The 15,071-nt window shown below is 62.7% G+C and carries 34 protein-coding genes; 13 read left to right on the forward strand and 21 right to left on the reverse strand.

The window, feature by feature from the left end:
* Positions 1 to 62: 62 nt before the first annotated feature.
* From ACSHSS_RS21175 to ACSHSS_RS21260, 18 genes are all read right to left on the reverse strand, one after another.
* On the reverse strand, positions 63 to 719 hold the full coding sequence (locus ACSHSS_RS21175; protein ID WP_445545497.1) for a DNA-binding protein: 657 nt from the start codon (positions 717 to 719) through the stop codon (positions 63 to 65).
* On the reverse strand, positions 712 to 903 hold the full coding sequence (locus ACSHSS_RS21180) for a hypothetical protein (protein WP_105840554.1): 192 nt from the start codon (positions 901 to 903) through the stop codon (positions 712 to 714). The genes ACSHSS_RS21175 and ACSHSS_RS21180 overlap by 8 nt, the downstream gene beginning before the upstream one ends.
* Positions 900 to 1,520: a hypothetical protein gene (locus ACSHSS_RS21185; RefSeq protein WP_445545498.1), complete on the reverse strand. Its 621-nt coding sequence runs from the start codon at positions 1,518 to 1,520 to the stop codon at positions 900 to 902. Before ACSHSS_RS21185 ends, ACSHSS_RS21180 begins: the two co-directional genes overlap by 4 nt.
* Positions 1,513 to 1,980, reverse strand: a complete 468-nt coding sequence (locus ACSHSS_RS21190; protein ID WP_105840647.1) for a hypothetical protein — start codon at positions 1,978 to 1,980, stop codon at positions 1,513 to 1,515. Before ACSHSS_RS21190 ends, ACSHSS_RS21185 begins: the two co-directional genes overlap by 8 nt.
* Positions 1,977 to 2,312 (reverse strand): hypothetical protein, encoded by a 336-nt coding sequence (locus ACSHSS_RS21195; RefSeq protein WP_445545499.1) that lies wholly within the window; start codon positions 2,310 to 2,312, stop codon positions 1,977 to 1,979. Before ACSHSS_RS21195 ends, ACSHSS_RS21190 begins: the two co-directional genes overlap by 4 nt.
* The gene (locus ACSHSS_RS21200) at positions 2,309 to 2,635 is read right to left on the reverse strand and encodes a DUF4406 domain-containing protein (RefSeq protein WP_105840557.1); all 327 of its coding nucleotides are present in this window, start codon (positions 2,633 to 2,635) and stop codon (positions 2,309 to 2,311) included. Before ACSHSS_RS21200 ends, ACSHSS_RS21195 begins: the two co-directional genes overlap by 4 nt.
* Positions 2,636 to 2,649: 14 nt before the next feature.
* Positions 2,650 to 2,913: a hypothetical protein gene (locus ACSHSS_RS21205; RefSeq protein WP_445545500.1), complete on the reverse strand. Its 264-nt coding sequence runs from the start codon at positions 2,911 to 2,913 to the stop codon at positions 2,650 to 2,652.
* Positions 2,914 to 2,935: 22 nt separating this feature from the next.
* Positions 2,936 to 3,241 carry a DUF1064 domain-containing protein gene (locus tag ACSHSS_RS21210; protein ID WP_445545501.1) on the reverse strand — a complete coding sequence of 102 codons (306 nt, stop codon included), beginning with the start codon at positions 3,239 to 3,241 and terminating at the stop codon, positions 2,936 to 2,938.
* Between the two features lie 173 nt (positions 3,242 to 3,414).
* Positions 3,415 to 3,885, reverse strand: a complete 471-nt coding sequence (locus ACSHSS_RS21215) for an XF1762 family protein (RefSeq protein WP_445545502.1) — start codon at positions 3,883 to 3,885, stop codon at positions 3,415 to 3,417.
* The gene (locus tag ACSHSS_RS21220) at positions 3,882 to 4,100 is read right to left on the reverse strand and encodes a hypothetical protein (RefSeq protein ID WP_445545503.1); all 219 of its coding nucleotides are present in this window, start codon (positions 4,098 to 4,100) and stop codon (positions 3,882 to 3,884) included. The genes ACSHSS_RS21215 and ACSHSS_RS21220 overlap by 4 nt, the downstream gene beginning before the upstream one ends.
* Positions 4,097 to 4,333 (reverse strand): hypothetical protein, encoded by a 237-nt coding sequence (locus ACSHSS_RS21225; RefSeq protein WP_445545504.1) that lies wholly within the window; start codon positions 4,331 to 4,333, stop codon positions 4,097 to 4,099. Before ACSHSS_RS21225 ends, ACSHSS_RS21220 begins: the two co-directional genes overlap by 4 nt.
* Positions 4,330 to 4,593, reverse strand: coding sequence for a hypothetical protein (locus ACSHSS_RS21230; RefSeq protein ID WP_445545505.1), 264 nt, complete (start codon positions 4,591 to 4,593; stop codon positions 4,330 to 4,332). The genes ACSHSS_RS21225 and ACSHSS_RS21230 overlap by 4 nt, the downstream gene beginning before the upstream one ends.
* Positions 4,590 to 4,847, reverse strand: a complete 258-nt coding sequence (locus ACSHSS_RS21235) for a hypothetical protein (RefSeq protein WP_445545506.1) — start codon at positions 4,845 to 4,847, stop codon at positions 4,590 to 4,592. Before ACSHSS_RS21235 ends, ACSHSS_RS21230 begins: the two co-directional genes overlap by 4 nt.
* The gene (locus ACSHSS_RS21240) at positions 4,844 to 5,962 is read right to left on the reverse strand and encodes a hypothetical protein (RefSeq protein ID WP_445545507.1); all 1,119 of its coding nucleotides are present in this window, start codon (positions 5,960 to 5,962) and stop codon (positions 4,844 to 4,846) included. Before ACSHSS_RS21240 ends, ACSHSS_RS21235 begins: the two co-directional genes overlap by 4 nt.
* Complete coding sequence (locus ACSHSS_RS21245; RefSeq protein WP_445545508.1) at positions 5,959 to 6,396, reverse strand: hypothetical protein; 438 nt, start codon at positions 6,394 to 6,396, stop codon at positions 5,959 to 5,961. The genes ACSHSS_RS21240 and ACSHSS_RS21245 overlap by 4 nt, the downstream gene beginning before the upstream one ends.
* Positions 6,393 to 6,653 (reverse strand): helix-turn-helix domain-containing protein, encoded by a 261-nt coding sequence (locus ACSHSS_RS21250; protein ID WP_234745099.1) that lies wholly within the window; start codon positions 6,651 to 6,653, stop codon positions 6,393 to 6,395. Before ACSHSS_RS21250 ends, ACSHSS_RS21245 begins: the two co-directional genes overlap by 4 nt.
* Positions 6,653 to 7,486, reverse strand: coding sequence for a ParB/RepB/Spo0J family partition protein (locus ACSHSS_RS21255; protein WP_234745098.1), 834 nt, complete (start codon positions 7,484 to 7,486; stop codon positions 6,653 to 6,655). Before ACSHSS_RS21255 ends, ACSHSS_RS21250 begins: the two co-directional genes overlap by 1 nt.
* Before the next feature lie 8 nt (positions 7,487 to 7,494).
* Positions 7,495 to 7,809 (reverse strand): hypothetical protein, encoded by a 315-nt coding sequence (locus ACSHSS_RS21260; protein ID WP_445545509.1) that lies wholly within the window; start codon positions 7,807 to 7,809, stop codon positions 7,495 to 7,497.
* 43 nt (positions 7,810 to 7,852) lie between these two features.
* Here ACSHSS_RS21260 and ACSHSS_RS21265 point away from each other — a divergent pair, with 43 nt between their 5' ends.
* Positions 7,853 to 8,233 carry a hypothetical protein gene (locus ACSHSS_RS21265; protein ID WP_445545510.1) on the forward strand — a complete coding sequence of 127 codons (381 nt, stop codon included), beginning with the start codon at positions 7,853 to 7,855 and terminating at the stop codon, positions 8,231 to 8,233.
* On the opposite strand, the gene ACSHSS_RS21270 is transcribed toward ACSHSS_RS21265, so the two are convergent.
* The 3 genes from ACSHSS_RS21270 to ACSHSS_RS21280 form a co-directional block, all read right to left on the reverse strand.
* On the reverse strand, positions 8,218 to 8,607 hold the full coding sequence (locus ACSHSS_RS21270; RefSeq protein ID WP_445545511.1) for a hypothetical protein: 390 nt from the start codon (positions 8,605 to 8,607) through the stop codon (positions 8,218 to 8,220). The genes ACSHSS_RS21265 and ACSHSS_RS21270 overlap by 16 nt on opposite strands.
* A 109-nt stretch (positions 8,608 to 8,716) precedes the next feature.
* Positions 8,717 to 8,986, reverse strand: coding sequence for a hypothetical protein (locus tag ACSHSS_RS21275; RefSeq protein ID WP_445545512.1), 270 nt, complete (start codon positions 8,984 to 8,986; stop codon positions 8,717 to 8,719).
* Between the two features lie 75 nt (positions 8,987 to 9,061).
* Entirely contained in the window at positions 9,062 to 9,364 is a 303-nt protein-coding gene (locus ACSHSS_RS21280) for a transcriptional regulator (protein WP_206382671.1), read from the reverse strand.
* A gap of 101 nt (positions 9,365 to 9,465) precedes the next feature.
* On the opposite strand from ACSHSS_RS21280, the gene ACSHSS_RS21285 reads away from it, so the two are divergent.
* From ACSHSS_RS21285 to ACSHSS_RS21340, 12 genes are all read left to right on the forward strand, one after another.
* Positions 9,466 to 10,068 (forward strand): hypothetical protein, encoded by a 603-nt coding sequence (locus ACSHSS_RS21285; RefSeq protein WP_445545513.1) that lies wholly within the window; start codon positions 9,466 to 9,468, stop codon positions 10,066 to 10,068.
* Positions 10,069 to 10,292: 224 nt separating this feature from the next.
* Positions 10,293 to 11,039 (forward strand): hypothetical protein, encoded by a 747-nt coding sequence (locus ACSHSS_RS21290; RefSeq protein WP_445545514.1) that lies wholly within the window; start codon positions 10,293 to 10,295, stop codon positions 11,037 to 11,039.
* 116 nt (positions 11,040 to 11,155) lie between these two features.
* Entirely contained in the window at positions 11,156 to 11,311 is a 156-nt protein-coding gene (locus tag ACSHSS_RS21295) for a hypothetical protein (protein WP_264838545.1), read from the forward strand.
* A 49-nt stretch (positions 11,312 to 11,360) separates the two neighbouring features.
* Positions 11,361 to 11,585 (forward strand): hypothetical protein, encoded by a 225-nt coding sequence (locus tag ACSHSS_RS21300; protein WP_212166602.1) that lies wholly within the window; start codon positions 11,361 to 11,363, stop codon positions 11,583 to 11,585.
* 10 nt (positions 11,586 to 11,595) lie between these two features.
* Complete coding sequence (locus ACSHSS_RS21305) at positions 11,596 to 11,859, forward strand: hypothetical protein (protein ID WP_146126156.1); 264 nt, start codon at positions 11,596 to 11,598, stop codon at positions 11,857 to 11,859.
* A 2-nt stretch (positions 11,860 to 11,861) separates the two neighbouring features.
* A complete protein-coding gene (locus ACSHSS_RS21310) occupies positions 11,862 to 12,173 on the forward strand; it encodes a hypothetical protein (RefSeq protein WP_105840566.1) in 312 nt (103 codons plus the stop codon).
* 10 nt (positions 12,174 to 12,183) lie between these two features.
* Positions 12,184 to 12,636, forward strand: a complete 453-nt coding sequence (locus ACSHSS_RS21315; RefSeq protein WP_445545515.1) for a hypothetical protein — start codon at positions 12,184 to 12,186, stop codon at positions 12,634 to 12,636.
* A gap of 13 nt (positions 12,637 to 12,649) precedes the next feature.
* Positions 12,650 to 12,973, forward strand: a complete 324-nt coding sequence (locus ACSHSS_RS21320) for a hypothetical protein (RefSeq protein ID WP_217255521.1) — start codon at positions 12,650 to 12,652, stop codon at positions 12,971 to 12,973.
* 9 nt (positions 12,974 to 12,982) lie between these two features.
* Entirely contained in the window at positions 12,983 to 13,774 is a 792-nt protein-coding gene (locus tag ACSHSS_RS21325) for a 1-pyrroline-5-carboxylate dehydrogenase (protein WP_445545516.1), read from the forward strand.
* Positions 13,775 to 13,871: 97 nt separating this feature from the next.
* Positions 13,872 to 14,234, forward strand: a complete 363-nt coding sequence (locus ACSHSS_RS21330; protein WP_445545517.1) for a DUF1566 domain-containing protein — start codon at positions 13,872 to 13,874, stop codon at positions 14,232 to 14,234.
* A gap of 31 nt (positions 14,235 to 14,265) precedes the next feature.
* Entirely contained in the window at positions 14,266 to 14,730 is a 465-nt protein-coding gene (locus ACSHSS_RS21335) for a DUF1566 domain-containing protein (protein WP_445545518.1), read from the forward strand.
* A gap of 14 nt (positions 14,731 to 14,744) precedes the next feature.
* Positions 14,745 to 15,071: four helix bundle protein (locus tag ACSHSS_RS21340; RefSeq protein ID WP_445545519.1), on the forward strand; the 327-nt coding region annotated here is incomplete at its 3' end.

Raw genomic sequence — 15,071 nt, forward strand, 5'->3', positions numbered from 1 at the left:
TTTAGGCGCACTGACTCACAGTGTCAGATTGAGCGCTATTCTGCGGTCGAAAACCGCAAGTGTCAAGCGCCGATGAACGGAAGTGCGGAGAGGATACTGTCTGCCCGCTTCCGTGCGCGCGACAGCAGCCCATCGACCGTTTCGATATGCGGATCGCTGACGTCAACATCCGCATACTCGGCGCGCTCTCGCTTCGCTTTGCCGTTCCGGCGGCCGGATACACCTTCCATCCACTCACGGATGATCTTCCAATGCGCCGCCGCCGTGTTTTCGCTGACACCACATTCCCTCGCGAGCGCCTTCAATTCGATCTTGGTGCCGAGCGATTTCTCGACCAGCCGCCGCCGCAACCGATACTGCACGATGTGCCCGGAGAACAGCGACAACGCCTCTTGCTCGAGATGGCGAACTGCAGCCTCCCACTCGGGATTCGGCTTGTGCTTCGAACAGCAGGGGCTGCCGCATGCGCACGGTCGTGAACGGGGCGCGTATCGACCGAGCAACGCCGCCAGTTCCGAGTTCGTGAGCGGATCCAGCTCGCGCAGGATCATGCCGCCTTGGCCGGCGCCGTCCAGGCCAGCCAAGCCGATCCCGCGCCGCCCCGCCGGCATCGCGAGGCGGTTCATCGCGGGCCGATCCTGCTGCTGCATGCTGTAGTTGAACGCGAAGATCAGCGCGGCCTCGGGCGTGCGGAACAGTTTCTCGGTCGTTTCAGTCATTTCGCTTTTCCTCAAATTTCATGCAGCGTTGTCCATATTTCCTGCCCTTCCGGCACACCATCCGCGCGCCGCCGAAGGGATCGAGCCGTTCGACGCTGTGCACGCAGCCGGTGCACCGATAGCCCTCGCGGCGTTCGAGAACCTTCAACGGGTCGCCGTATTCCCATTTCCGCAGTTCGCTCATTCGCTCGGGCTCGCGGTGCCGGTTTCACCGAACAGCGCGATCACGGCTTCATCCCGCATCGGGCGCTCGCCGCGCAGCAGATTTCCCTTCTTCGCGTGATACCGCTCGCGCTGGCGCGCCGCCTCTTCCCGCTTCCAGCGAACGCTTCTGGATTTCTTCCGGTAGTACCGCATCGCCGCCTCGGCTTTCGAGACGGTCTTCGGACGGGGTGCATCCACGCCCTCACCCCATGCCCATATCTCGGCGGCATAGCCGTCAGAGCCGGAGCGCTCGGCGTAGCCGTGGATATGCATCGACGCGCGATGCATGCGGATGAATCGGCATATCGTCGACGGCGAAGCGATCTTCAGTGCCTCGAGCTGCGCGCGCGTCGATGGCGATGCGATGATCGCGTCGCGAATACGAGCACCGGTCGTGTTTTCCGCGAACAGCGGCCGCGCTGTCGTGTGACGATTCGGAAGGCGCATCTCGTGCGCCTTCGCTTCTATGGCGCCCTGCGTGCGTCCGGGGAATTTGTCCACCCAGGTCTTGATGGGATCGGGCTTCTTCCACCAGTAGCGCAGACGCGCCTTCTCCGCAGCGGACCAATCGCAGTCGCGAGGCGGACGCTTACTCATCGTGGTTCTCCTGTGGTTCCGACTTCCCCATCCGGCGATCGCGGACGGGCTTCCATCGAGCAAATCCGGCGTCGAACGCGGCCGCTTTCCTTTCCAACGGCGCACCGCTCTGGTCGAGCCACGTGTGGCATGCGAGGCACGCAGGCAGCGTGAATTCGTGTTTCGCCTTGAGGCCGATGCCCTTCCCGTGTCTCGATTGGTTCGAGTGAGCCGGGACGACGGTCGGGTCCGCCCAGTCCGTCCACGGGCACATTACGTTCAGGTAACAGGGCTGGCCCTTGCACGCAGCGAGGTATTTCGAGCCTTCCTCGACCGTCGGTTTGCGGATCCGGCTCTTGATCGCCGTGCGGTGCTTCAGCGTCGATGCGCGCGCGAGCGTGCTGAACGGCGATTTCGATTTCTTCGTAAATCCAGCGCGCGCGAGCGGCGTCTTTCGAGCGAGCGGCTTCGAGCGCTTCAGCATGTCCAGCCCTCGGCCGTGAGGCGCAGGTGGTCGACGCCATCCGGGAAGGCCGGAAACGTCACCTTGCGGTTGAAATGCCCCGGCACGCTCAACTCGACCGCGCCGCCGTCCCGACGCGGCCACCCTGGCGGCGCCTCGATCCAGCCAGGCAGGCGCGCGTAGGCGATATATGACGTGGAACCGATTCGCCGCCGGGCGCGGTGGCGCATCCATGGGCCGCTGGAGCGCATCCTGATCAACTCCGTGACTTCCAGCTCGACGACGCACGGCGGCCGTTCGCGCTGCTCGATGCCGTACACCTTGAACTCGTCCGGGACGATGAACGTCAAGCGCATTGCTGCCTACGCTCCATGAATTCGACGAGCTCGGTCGACCTGAAGATCGGCAGGGACAGTGCCAGCGCGATGTGATGCTCCAGCCGGGCGCCCTTCGACTGCTCCCAGCCGGCGAGCATCGCGATGCCGTCACACGTCAGCAGTTCGCGAATGTCGGCCTTCATGCATTCACGCCACGCCATCGACATGTCAGCGTTGATCTCGGCCGGGTTGACCACTTCGAAGCCGAGCGCGCGCAAGCGCTTAGCCTCGGCGTGGAACGACGGAAAGTTGAGCTCCGGATAGCCAGTCATCGGGCCAGCGAGGTAGAGTCGCATGCGCGCGCCCCCGGTCAGTCGCCTGCGACCGCGTCCATATCCACGGGCGAGAAGTCGACATAGACCTCCTCGCCGAGGCGGAACTGGCGCGCCGCGTCGTCGTTCACGGTACTGAGCGAGATCTGGCCAGCCGGGGTCGCGGCATAGAAGCGCTCGTTATCGCTCGAACCCGACGTCACCGGCTGCAGTTGGATGTCGTGGATCGGCCCTTTCTGCTTGTCCCAGTGCTCGCGCTGGCTCAGCAGCGTCACCTTGAACTTCGCTCGTACCTTTGTCATTTCCTGCTCCTGGTTCAGGTTGTCACCAGCTGCGGCCGGTGAGATCTTCGACGCGCCAGCCATGGCGGCCGTCACGTTGAATCGCGATGAATCGATACGGGTACTGGTCGGCGGCGATCTTCGTTTTCGCGCGGGCCTTGTCCGTCCATCGGCCCTTGACCTCGTGGTATTCGGTCTGGCCGGCGGCGGTGATCACCGTGAAATCGGGCGTGTAGAACGTGTTGTCGGCGAGACGCAGCTTGTGCGCCTCGAATCGGAACCAGAGGATCTCGCCGGCATGCAAGCGCGCCGCCAGCACGGCGGCATAGGCGGCTTCCGTCTTGTTCATGCGCCCAGTCGGCAGGCGGCCGAGCTGCTGCATGCGCTCGACCGGCGACGGCGCGGCCGATGCAATCGCGACCGGCGCAGTGCGCGCGCCGCTGACCGATGCGCCAAGAACGCGAGCGGTGCCGATTCGGCCGTCGGAGATCGCGCTCTCGGGCAGGCGGATGGTTCCCTTGCTCACGTCGCCTCCCACAGCGACTTCTGCCCCTGGAGATGAGCAGCCGTATCGACGCGTGGCCGAGCGGGCGTATTCCAGTTGCCGCCTCCGCGGATGCCGACGAGACGCCAGCCTGCACCACGGAGGCTCGCGCCGCCCTCTGCCGGAAGCGTGTAGGTGATGAGCCGCGCGTAACCGAGCGCGCGAGCAGCGCGCCACGCCGCGCCGTACAGCGCGGAACACGCGTTGCGCGTGCCGTCCGTGCAACAGCGCGTTACCTCGAGCGTCCAGCCGTCATCGTTGCCGCGCGCAACCGGGCAGCCGACGATTGCGACGCCGCAGATGCCGGTGCAGTCGTCTCTGCCCATCATCATGTCCTCGGCGACCGCGATGCTGAACTTATGGCCGACCACGGGCGCGTGGTGCCGGTGGTGCTCGGCGACGAAGGCGTTCGCCTCTTCGAGTGAGATTGGGACAATGATCAAGCTCACGGCTGCGTCCTGCGGCCGGGTTGTGGCTTCGGAATGTGGAGCGGCGCGAGGGCCGCAGGGTATCCGGACAGGTCGATCATGATCTTCACGCACGGAACGCATGCGTTGAACCCGTCACCGAAGTTCACACGTGACCATTGGCCAAGCGCGTACGCATCAAGATCAGATTCCGGCAGTATTTGCAGCGTGCCGTCGGAGAGGATGGTTGCCTTCATACCTTCCCCCGCGGGATCTGTATCTCGATCGTGAAATGCGGTACGAACGCATATCCGATCGAAATGGCATTCGGGCCGAACCGCTCGAAATCGCGATCGTCGAGAAACTGTACTTGCGTAGCTCCGTGGCACCGTGCCGTGAAAGTGCGGCGGCCAGTGACAACGTCGTGCACCACTTCGAAGCTGTCGACGAAGCGGCGGCATATCGAACAGATGGGCGGTTCGAACTTCATGCCGGCACCTCGTCACTGACGTCATCGGTCACCGGCACGCCGTTGATCCGCCGGAGCCACGCATCGGGGCAAGCAAATTCTGTCGTCGTGAGCTCAGCGCCGCTGCGCTTCCTCGTGCAGCAGATCGGGATGCGCGATCGGCAATGCCACAACTGACCTTCATCGACATCCATGCCGGCAGAGCTGAGAACCTCAACGATCACACCCTCGTTGACGCAATCACTGCAGAGGAATGCAAGGTCACCCGGTTTGACGTTCATGCCTTTTCCTTTGCCGCGTTGCCGCGGAAACAGTCGAACTCGTGCGGCTCAAGCAAGAAGAACTGACTGCCGATACGTTTCACCGTCACTTCGCCGTCAATGGCCCAGCGCCGATCAATCTCATCGCGCGGAGTGGCTGTTCGGTCTGACCGGTAAGCGGATGCAGCGAGACGAACAATCGACTGGCCGCGAAAGAACGCCGCGTCTCCAAGCATTACCGAAACGAGTTCCGCTCGGAATGAATTCTTTGTCATGATGCGTAGTCGTCCGTGGGGAGGAGCTCTTCGCCGAGCTGCGCGCGAACCCATTCGTAGAACCGCTGGGAGCCGGACTTCTCGGCGTGTTTGAGAACGAAGTCGATCCACGGGCCACGGCCGCTCGCCTTTGCGACGAGCACTCGATAGCTCGGGGTCGGCTCGTCGGCGTGGCGGCTGCGGAAACCGATTCTCGCCGCGTGCTGCTCGACGGCCTCCGCCGACGTCCACCACTCGGCATCTGCGGCTTCCTCTGCAGCTTCGGCTTCGGTCGGCGGAAGCGGGTCCTGCCAGCGCCGCTGGTTCAGGTACGTGAGCGGCGCCGGCTCGTAGCCCTCGCGCCACGGCTGCGTCAGCTTCATCGCCAGCGTATGGGCGACGATGACCTCGACGTGCTCGTCGAGGCCAGCGCGCCGCCAGCGCTTCTCGCATTCAGCCTTCGCCACTCGCCGTGGCGTACGCGGCCATGCGTCCCACCATCGCTCGAACGGGGTTAGCTTGCTTTCACCTTTCACGCCGACACTCGTCGGCGGCGCAGCCGGCGACAAGGGGGTAAGGGGGTTCTTCTCTGCTGTAGTCTCTGTAGTAGTCTTTCCTTCGTTAACGAAAGCGGGAATCGCCGCTTCGGGAACGCTGGATTCCCGCGTTCCCGAATCACTGTTTCCCGCTTTCGCGAACGCTGGATTCTCGCGTTCCCGAACGTCAGATTCCCGCTTTCCCGAAAGCGACTTTCTCGCTTTCGGGAAAGAGACTTTCTCGCGTTCGGACTCGTCGCCCTGTTCCGGGCTGTTCGCACGCGCCTCCATCAGGCGTTCCAGGACGTCCAGATCGAGCTTGTAGAACATCTTGTGCTCGAGGCGGATGTGCAGCTCCGACAGGACGCCGCGTGCCTTCAGGGCCTTGCGCGCGGTCTCCTGCTCTGCGCGAGACATGCCGGTTTCGGCGCGCAGCTCCTCGACGGTCTTGTGGACACCACGCTCGTCCGGCGAGCGTTTCGACCAGTAGTACAGCTGGCAGAAGAGCACCGCGGCGTTCACGCCTCCCAGCGGGCCGGCGAGCGCCGGGTAATAGGCGACCGGATGGCCGACGTTTTCGAGGAATTCCGAAAGCTTCATCGCGTGACGCCTCGCCACACGAAATCGCCCTTGTCCTCGACGATGGCTGGCTCGTCAGCCTTGCATGCGCATTCGAGTCCGATCAGCGGTTCCGCCACCGGCCGCCAGAAATTGCGCACGAGGCCGTTCGGCACGTGGTTGTCATCTTCGGCCTCGAGCAGATCGAACGCGGCCAGAACGAAGACAGCATCAGCGCTCGTGCAGCGCGCCGGGCCGGCAAGCGTCTGAAGGCTGATGCTGACGTGATACTCGGGGCCCTTGCTGACGCCGCCCTCCGGCGCAGCGACCTCGACGGCGACGATCGCGAACAGGCACGATGCCCGGTGGAACCAGCATTCGCCCTCGTAGCCGAGCGTCGCTTCGGGCGACGCCGGTCCCATAAACTTCCACCCATCTGCCTTTGGCCGACGTGGCTTGATGACTGATTCGATCACTTCAGCTGTCCCACGGTGACGCGGTAGTGGGGCTCGCCATCGATTACCGTCGACTCCACGAAGCCGGCGTCGGTGAGCTGCTTCAGCTGGTCGCGCACGCCGCTATCGGACAGCCCGCACATGAACGCGAGCTTGCGCACCGTTGGCGCACATACGCGAGTCGACTGCACGGCGAGATGTGCCAAGGCAAGGAGCACGATCTTCTGGTTCGAGCGGAGCTCGACGTCCCAGGCTTGATTGGTAAGGTGGAACGACATCAGGCGGTCTCCTCGATGGACATCTGGCGGTGGTCGACAGTCTGGACAGGCTCGGCAACGCCGCCGAGCACCCATCGCAGCGCTTCGGCGCGCTCGCCCTTGCTCTGCTCCAGCTCGCGCACAATCTCCGCGCGCGTCTTCATCCGGGGGCCGGACGACAGCACCGCGCGCTGCGCACGCGCTCGCGCGTGCCCGACCTTGCCTTCCGCTGCGGCGATCAGCGCGCGGACCTTCGCCCGCTGCTGGTCGGGCGTCATCCTCGAAAGGCGCAACGCCGCGGTGACCGTGATCTGATCGGCTTCGAGCGCGTTGCGCACGTCGGCGCAGCACTCGAGCAACCGCAATTGCTGCTTCACGGTTTGCGGATCGACGCCGAAGTGGATCGCGATCGCTTCCTCGTCGTGACCGGTGTCTTGCATGCGCTGCATCTTCTCGGCGCGGTTGATCGGCGTGTCCTGTCGCCGGATCTCGTTCGCGGAAACCATCATCCCGGCGAGCGTTCCCTTCTCCGCGCGCTTCGGCAGCGCTGGTACGAGAATGGGTTCTTTCCCAAGGTCGTACAGGCGGCGATTCGCCTCGCGCGCATTGATCACGCGCCGCCGGCCATCCACCACGATGACCTCGCCCGTCTCCGGATCCTTGTGGATCAGGATCGTCTCGAGCACGCCGAGCGCCATGATGTTGCGAACGGTCGGTTCGTCGGGCGGCAGGTGCACGCGCCGGTCGTACAGCGGGTGATCCGGATCGGTGATCAGCACCAGGTCTTCGGGATCGAAATACAGCACGTTGCTCTTGCCGCGCGCGCCGTATGCGTCGATGGAATTCTTTGCCATGTCTTCTCCTACGCAGCCGCCTCGAACGGGAAATCGGCTTTTTGCAAATCCGCGCGATGCTGCGCAACGAGCCCGTCGTGTTGCTCCTGCGTCATATCGCGGGTCCAGAAATCAGGGTGCCCCGGAAGTCGATCGCTGCCGTCCTTCCGATGCCAGCAGTAAAAGCAGCCCATGCGATGCGGGAACCAGTAACCGGCGCAGTCGCAGCGCGTCTTTCCCGCGTTGCGTTCCATCATCCATTTGTCGATGCGCCAGTCGCGGGCGCCGCAGAGACATTCCGGATAAGCCGACTGCTCCAGCACGCCCGGCTTGTCGAGAAGCACCCGACGACGATCGCAACGGCGGCAGCGGCAGTGGAATCGGGCCATGTCACGCGTACAGGACGAGAAAAATCGCGAGAAAGACGGCGAACGCACCGACGAGTTGCAGACGGACGTGACCGCGTGCCGGGAAGAAGGCGCACAGCAGCAGCGTGCACGCGCTCGCCTGAAGGACAACGTCACTGAACGATTTCACGTGAAACATTCAGCACTCCTTTTTCTCGACAATAAGCTCGGGGACAGCCTCGGTGCGCCGCTCGATCATCCACGTTTGATCAGGCCTGAACGCCAAGTAGTCTTGAGGGGGATCGCGGAAAATGAACAGATGGTGCCCTTGCACCAGTCCGAGGTACTTCATGGGACGTCCCAGCTTCCTAGCAAACAAGCCGCCGATATCGCGCGACGAAAGATTCATGCTGCCGCCTGACGCTGTCCGAATGCCTGCTGCCCGAATGCCTGCTGTACGAATTCGCCGATCGCTTGTTGACTGAGCCGACGGTATTCCTCGATGGCCTTCCTCTCCTGAATTGCCAACCACTGACGTGGGTAATCGCAGCCCGTGAACATGCAAAACAGATGCAGTTTCGTGGCGGGGAATGGCCGGCGCCCAGCGACGAGATCCGCGAAGTGCGGGTAGTGGATGCCGCAGTTGCGCGCGAGCGTCTTCCGGTCGAACCGGCGAAGGCCAAGCTCGAGCGCGCGTACGAGGCATTCCTCAAACGTCATCGCCTCGATCTCCGCCTCGGGCAGCGTCGCGGCCTGCACCCACGGCGCAAACATCCTGAGTTCGGTCTGTTTCATACGAAAAATCAATCGTTACCCAGTTGATTACCACTTGCTTACCCAGTTGCGCGCGCCGCCAAATGAAGGCGTCACAAGGACGCCCAAAATGAAGAAAGTTGCCGATCCTTTACTTAATCCCCACGCCGCCACCGCTGATTGGCATGGCCGGCACAACTCCCTGAGCAACAGCAACTGCGAACTGCGCCAGCGCGGGCGCAGCGAAAATGTCGACGCGGACGTCAAAGCGGATCGGTTCGCCGACCTTCACTTCTTTGCCGCTGGCCGTGCGGATCGAATACAGACCCGTCCGGACGGAATCGCCGTCGAACATGAAAGCGAAGACGTCATCCGCAAGCTCCGGCCAACGGCCAATCGCGTCGGTCAGGTCGTCAATCACGTGCTGAAGCTTCCGCGGTTTCATTCCTCTTCTCTCAATCTGGTGAGCGCCTTCGGCCATTCGCGCGCCGCCGGCCTACCGTTTCGAGCCATCACGTCCGTCCTTGGAATGAACTTGCCCAGCCGCCGGCTTACGCTCGCGATCCGGAATCCCGGTCGGCGGCTGGACAAGCTCCGGCCAGATATCCATCCAGTCGTCGCGCAGTTCCTGGCGTGTCACCTTGCGGCCAGTCAATCGTTCGATCGCAACGCAACGACCCGGCGGCGGCACGGCCTTTTTTCGTACCCATTGGCTGATCAGCCCCTGCGTGACTCCAAGTTCATCGGCGAGCCAGCGCTGACGATGCTTGCCGTTGGAAAGGTAGGTTGGAAGATCCATGGGCGAAATATTAGAACTTCTCTCTTTATTAGTAAAGTGAAAAAAGCGCTTCTAATCATCGAGGCCAGCCATGTATTAGCAACGCTCATTAGAATCGCGCCATGGCTACGGTAGAGAAACGCCCCCTGACGGACGAAGAGCGCGACGAAGCTGCGCGGCTCCGCGCTGCCTGGGCGCAGTACAAGGACGAGCATCCAGGCGCGACGCAACAGTGGCTCGGCGCTGCCTCGGAACTCGGCTCGCAGGGGTTAATCGGTCAATACCTGCGCGGCATCATCCCGTTGAACTTGAAGGCTCTCGTTAGCATTTGTGCCCAGATCGGCGCGAAGGCCGAAGAGATCAGCCCGCGCCTCATGAAGCCGTTCACAGACTTCAACCAAGCCCGCACTGAGGCGGAAACGCGTACTGCATTCGAAAAGTTAACGGCAGCCGTAAGCGGATATGAAGGTGAGACAAACCCTGCTAGGCGCCCTGTTCAGGAAGCGTTAAATACAGTGCAAGGCCAGAAGCTTGCTATGTTCAAGGCTGAACTGGCAAAAGCGGAGAGAGAGGGCCTCCTATCCGAAGAGAAGCTGGATCTTCTTCTCGGTATCCTTCGTCTGACGGACAAAACGCGCTCCCCGCAACGGCACACAAAATCTCGGATTCTTGTAGAACCGGCACGGGGTCAGTCGGGTGACATCAGGCGTAAGGGAACCAGATAGCAACGTCGTCGCCGTCGATTTTCGACGACGGCGCGTCAGCGCGTACGTTCCCGAAGGCGCCGAACAACCCCGCGTAGCCTCCGTCTATAGCAAGATCACCGACCACGACGAGATCGAGTACGGCATGATCGATGTTGATGCCACGGCTGCACCGCGCCTTATGCGCGGTTTACTCGCTCTGCTGTCTGAGCTGATGGATGTCGCCTCGATTTGATGGAGAAAACATGCTCTTCGCTCGTACTTGCTGCGGGTTTGCCGCCTGCGGAATCCTGTGCCAGGCATCAGCTTTCGCCGCGACGGCAATCCTCGCCCCGCAAGAGACCGTCGACAAAAAGTGCGCGTCCCAATACGAGAGCATGGGGCTCTATTGCCAGCGTGATGGTGAAAAGCGGCCGACAATCCCGGAAACTGCACCGGGAATTCCGTTGTCGACTCGGCAACAGTTCGATTCACCATCCATACGGGTCACTGCCATCCTGCACCTCACGCCGATGCAGACGGCTGCGGGATTCGGCTACTACGTCTTGACGACTGAACGATTCAAGACCGGCATCCTAACTCAGTCGTTCTCGCCAACGGACCGATTCGAGCGCGAAATCCTTCAATACGTCCGCAACAGTGGTCTTCCATTGGCCGATGCAAGTAGCCAACAGGCCGCCGCCTATCTACATGAGCGCGACGTTGAACTGGCGGCCCGAGCAGCGCGCGGCGCCGACGAACGTGCGCGTCAGGCGCAAGCCCAAGCAGCTATCGAATTTCAAAATTCTCCCGCCGGCAAGGCAGCGTCCTCCAAGCAAGCAGTAGCCGAATGCCGACGCACCATTGCCAATGCTCGGCGCGTCTTGGCCCAAGACGATCGCATAGCAGCAGTCTCTGGAACGACAGACCTACTGCTTCGGCGTCAGGCCGGCGCGGCAATCGTCAACTGCCAAGACGTCATCGCCCGTAACGGCCAAGCCCCCGCCCCGTAAGGCGCCAAAAGCGCATCAGCTTGTGCTGCGATGAAATATTAGAACTTCTCTTTACAACGCAAAAGAGAAGTTCTAATATTTCATCTACACAAGACGCAACACGAAGGGGAACGACGATGAACAAGCTCTACAGCGAATGGTTCTGGTCCGAAGCATCGGCACGTGGTGCGGCCGAGCGCGCGGCGAAGAAGGTCGGCGGCGTTCCCCGCTGGCGCTACGCGATGCGCGCTGACGGCCGGCACGACTGGATCGCCGAAGTATTCGCCGCCTGACCAACCGCTCCCGCTACGGCGGGCAATCACACCATCACGAGGATCGACCATGAACACGACGAACCAACACACCGCGGAACCTCTGATCACCTGGAAGCGTGTAAAGCACGACACGCGCGGGCTGCGCATCGCGCGCCACATCTTCCGCGCCTTTCGCAACGTCCTCGCGGTCCTCGGCGTGTTCTTCGTCTACCTGCTCATCCTCGGCTACTTCCAGTACCAGGACCAGGCGGCACAGACCGAGGTCCAGTGCGCGGTGTCGCGCTGCATGTAACGAGGCTGCGATGCGCCCCACCCCGACCCGCCTCCCTGACGACGTGCTCGCCCCGGCCTGCGCAACGCTCGGAGCGGGATCGCCGGAACAGGCGCTATCGAACCCCGCGGTGCGCGCCGCCATTCAAGCCGCAGTCCGGGCGCAGCTGCACCCGAACCCGAAGATCCGCGACGTTCAGTCGAGACGCAACGCGCGGCCAGTTCGCCCGGCGCCTGATCACGGCGTCGATTTCGACATCAAGCGGCGTGCCGCGAACGACTGTGACGAGGATTGACCGTGGAATACCGGACCCTTATCGCGCTGATCTTCGTTTTCGGCCTGCTCATTGCCGTGTGCCTCTTTCACATCGCCCGACTGTCCGACGAGATCTGCATGAATCGCGAACCGAAACCGCACGTGCGTTACCGCGCGGAACTCGCCGACAGCGTGAAGCAGCTGGTCGAGCGGCACTCCAATGCTGCGCCGTCGTATCCGACCCTGTGGCAGGTCATGGCCGACCTGCAGGCGGGGAACCTGACTCTGCGTGACGCCTACCGCATCGCGCGAGCCCATCTTCGCGCCGCGAAGCGCGATCACCGCAACGTCTGAGGTACCCGAAATGAAGATCGTCTACGTGTTCAACGACCGCCGTCCCACTGACCTCCTGCACCCGATCGTCGCCATTTCCGACGACGGGGTGGTCGCCGGTGTCGCCCATTTCGACGACTGGACCCTGCCGTTCGCGCGCTTCGCCATGCACGTCATCGACGATTGCGATGCGCCGGGCAGTGATGCCTTTCTGATCGCACGGACCCGGGCCGAAACGCAAGAGCTCTTCGACGCGAAGTTTGGCGCCGGGAAATGGTCCGCCGTCTGGCTGGACGACCCGCTCTCGGATCTGGGCTGGATCAAGGCGATGGAACTGATGCGCACCGAAGCCGTTCGTCGCGAGGAGCAACGCCGCCGCGTCCTGGACGTGATCAGCGACACCGTTATCTCGTGGCTGCCGACTGCCGAAGAAGTCGAGACGATCGGCACGCAGGCGAACCCTGCGGTTCACGCCCTTCACTGATCCGGGGGCGGCCATGGATATCGCTGACATCGCTCGACGCTCCGGCTTGGCCGTGACGCTCGACGCGCGTATCGGGACCGTGGAATACCAGACCGTAAGCGGGACGCTGGAAGCGCTCAAACGGTTTGCCCTCGCGTATGTGGTCGCCCCGTGCAGCACCGCAGAACTCGTCGAGCGTCTGCGCAACCGCGCTGCGCTTCAGATCGACGCACGCGACGCGGAAGTGATGCTCGAGGCCGCACGTGCCCTGTCGCAAGACCGAATCGGCGAACCGTTCGCGATCGGAGCGGACGGGGCAATCGCGGGGGAATCCGATAGCGAACTGCGCCAAGGCTGAGAGGAATACATGCGCGACCTGATCGAACAGCACCTCGCTCACGCCGGCGAAGCGACCGCGAAGAATATCTCTCTCGCGATCCACATGCCGCAACTGGACGTCTCCCGCGAGCTCAACAAGATGCACGGCAATGGCCTCGTCGAGCGCGAAAAGCGCGCCGGCGGCGGCAACGAGTACGTGTACTGGCTCTCGCAAGGCGATCGGCCTGTGCGCCCCGCGACCGAAAACGCCGCGCCGCCGGCCGAAGTCGTCAGCCACCCTGCCAGTAACGTCGACGGCGAAGCCGATCAATCGTCGACCGGCACGGCACCCTCGACCGTGCAGCACATCATCGACGCAGCTCGCGATCTGCTCGGGCGTAGCGACCCACTCGAGATCCTTCAGGGGCTCAAGGCGCTTGACGACGCGCTGATCGCCCACGAGGCACGAGGCAGCTATTTCGCTGGCGCGCATGCCGTCACCGCCATCACGATGGTTCTCGAATTGCTGAAGGGCACGCAGGTTCAACGAGACGAGTTCGCCGCCGAAAACGCTTCGCTGAAGGAAGTGAATGCGCGCCTGAAGGCGAACAACGCCGAGCTCGAAAAACGCATCGACTCGCTAAGCGGCGACGTGCGCCCGCTCGGACAGGTGTTCGTGACCGTCGGTCGAAATTCCAAACCGATGCGGCACACCACGATCGAGAAAGCCCAGCGGCGCGGCCGCGTTCTGGTGAGCGGCGATCGCGAGACCGAAGTTCTCGTGCTCGAGCCGATCGGTCGCATCGTCCGCGGTGCCGAATGGCGTCCGCGCCGTCAATAGCCCTTTCCAGTTTGCAGTGGCCCCGATGCTCCAGTCCCCGAGAGCATTGGCTTTGAGGGGGTGGCCCGTACGGCACCCTTCTTTCTACGGAGAAATCATGCAGATCCAGCTTCCCCCGCTCGCTGACGGCGAGATCTACCTCGTCGGCTTCGTCGACAAAAATGGTGACGTCACCCATACGATCCTGCTGCCGGGCGACAACGACCGTGCCACATGGCAGGAACAGTTGGACTGGGCGAAGAGCATCGGCGGTGACTTGCCGACGCGTGCGGAGCTCGTAATCGCCTACGAGCAGCATCGCGACCTGTTCGAGAAGGCCGCGTACTGGTCAAACACGTCGGATGACGATCCTGAATATGCCGGCTGGGCCTGGTGTCAGGACTTCTACGACGGCCTCCAGTCCAGCACCCGACAGGGCTTCCAGCTGCGCGCCCGGGCCGTCCGCAGATTCAAAAATTGATCCATTCATCCATTCCAACTGGAGCACCGCAATGACGATCACGCTTGAAGCGATCCAGGCCGAACACACTCGCATCGCCGCCATGATCGAGGAATTCAAGAAGCAACCTCGAGCTACCGAATATCGGGTCGACGCGGTCACGATTCCACTCGCGGCCGGGGAGCACTGTGCTGGCCCGATCCTGAACGAGGATGGCGCACTGAGCCATTACCTGATCCTGCTGCCTGGCGAAGCCGAAAGCGTGACGTGGAGCCAGGCGCGCGAATGGGCCGAACAGCAAGGCGGTGAACTCCCCTCGCGCCGCGAGCAATCGCTGCTCTTCGCGAACCTGCGGGGCGAGTTCGAATCGGCCTGGTACTGGTCTGGTGAGGCGCACGAATCAGAATCCGGCTGGGCCTGGTGTCAGCTCTTCTTCATCGGCACCCAGAGCAGCACCCGGCAGCTCCTCCAGCTGCGCGCCCGGGCCGTCCGCAGATTCATTCCTTCAGTAATTTGACCATTTAGACCACCGTGGCTCTGCACACCCAACTGCCGATCTATCGCGCCGCCGAAGGCCTGCTGGATGTCGTGACGGACGTCGTCACGAACATGCAGCGGGACTTCAAGCGGTCGATCGGCGAGAAGATCAACGCCGAGTGCATCGAGATCATCATGCTTGTGTATCGCGCGAATGTCGCAGAAGACAAGTCTCCTCACCTGTCAGAACTCATCGAGCGCCTGCAGGTGATCAACCTGCTTCTGCGACTCAGCTTCAACAAGCGCAAGGTCGACAAGGGCGCGTACGCGCGCGCCGTCGATCTGACGACGAGCATCGGGAAGCAGGCCAACGCGTGGAAG

The organism is Burkholderia sp. BC1, assembly GCF_052683555.1.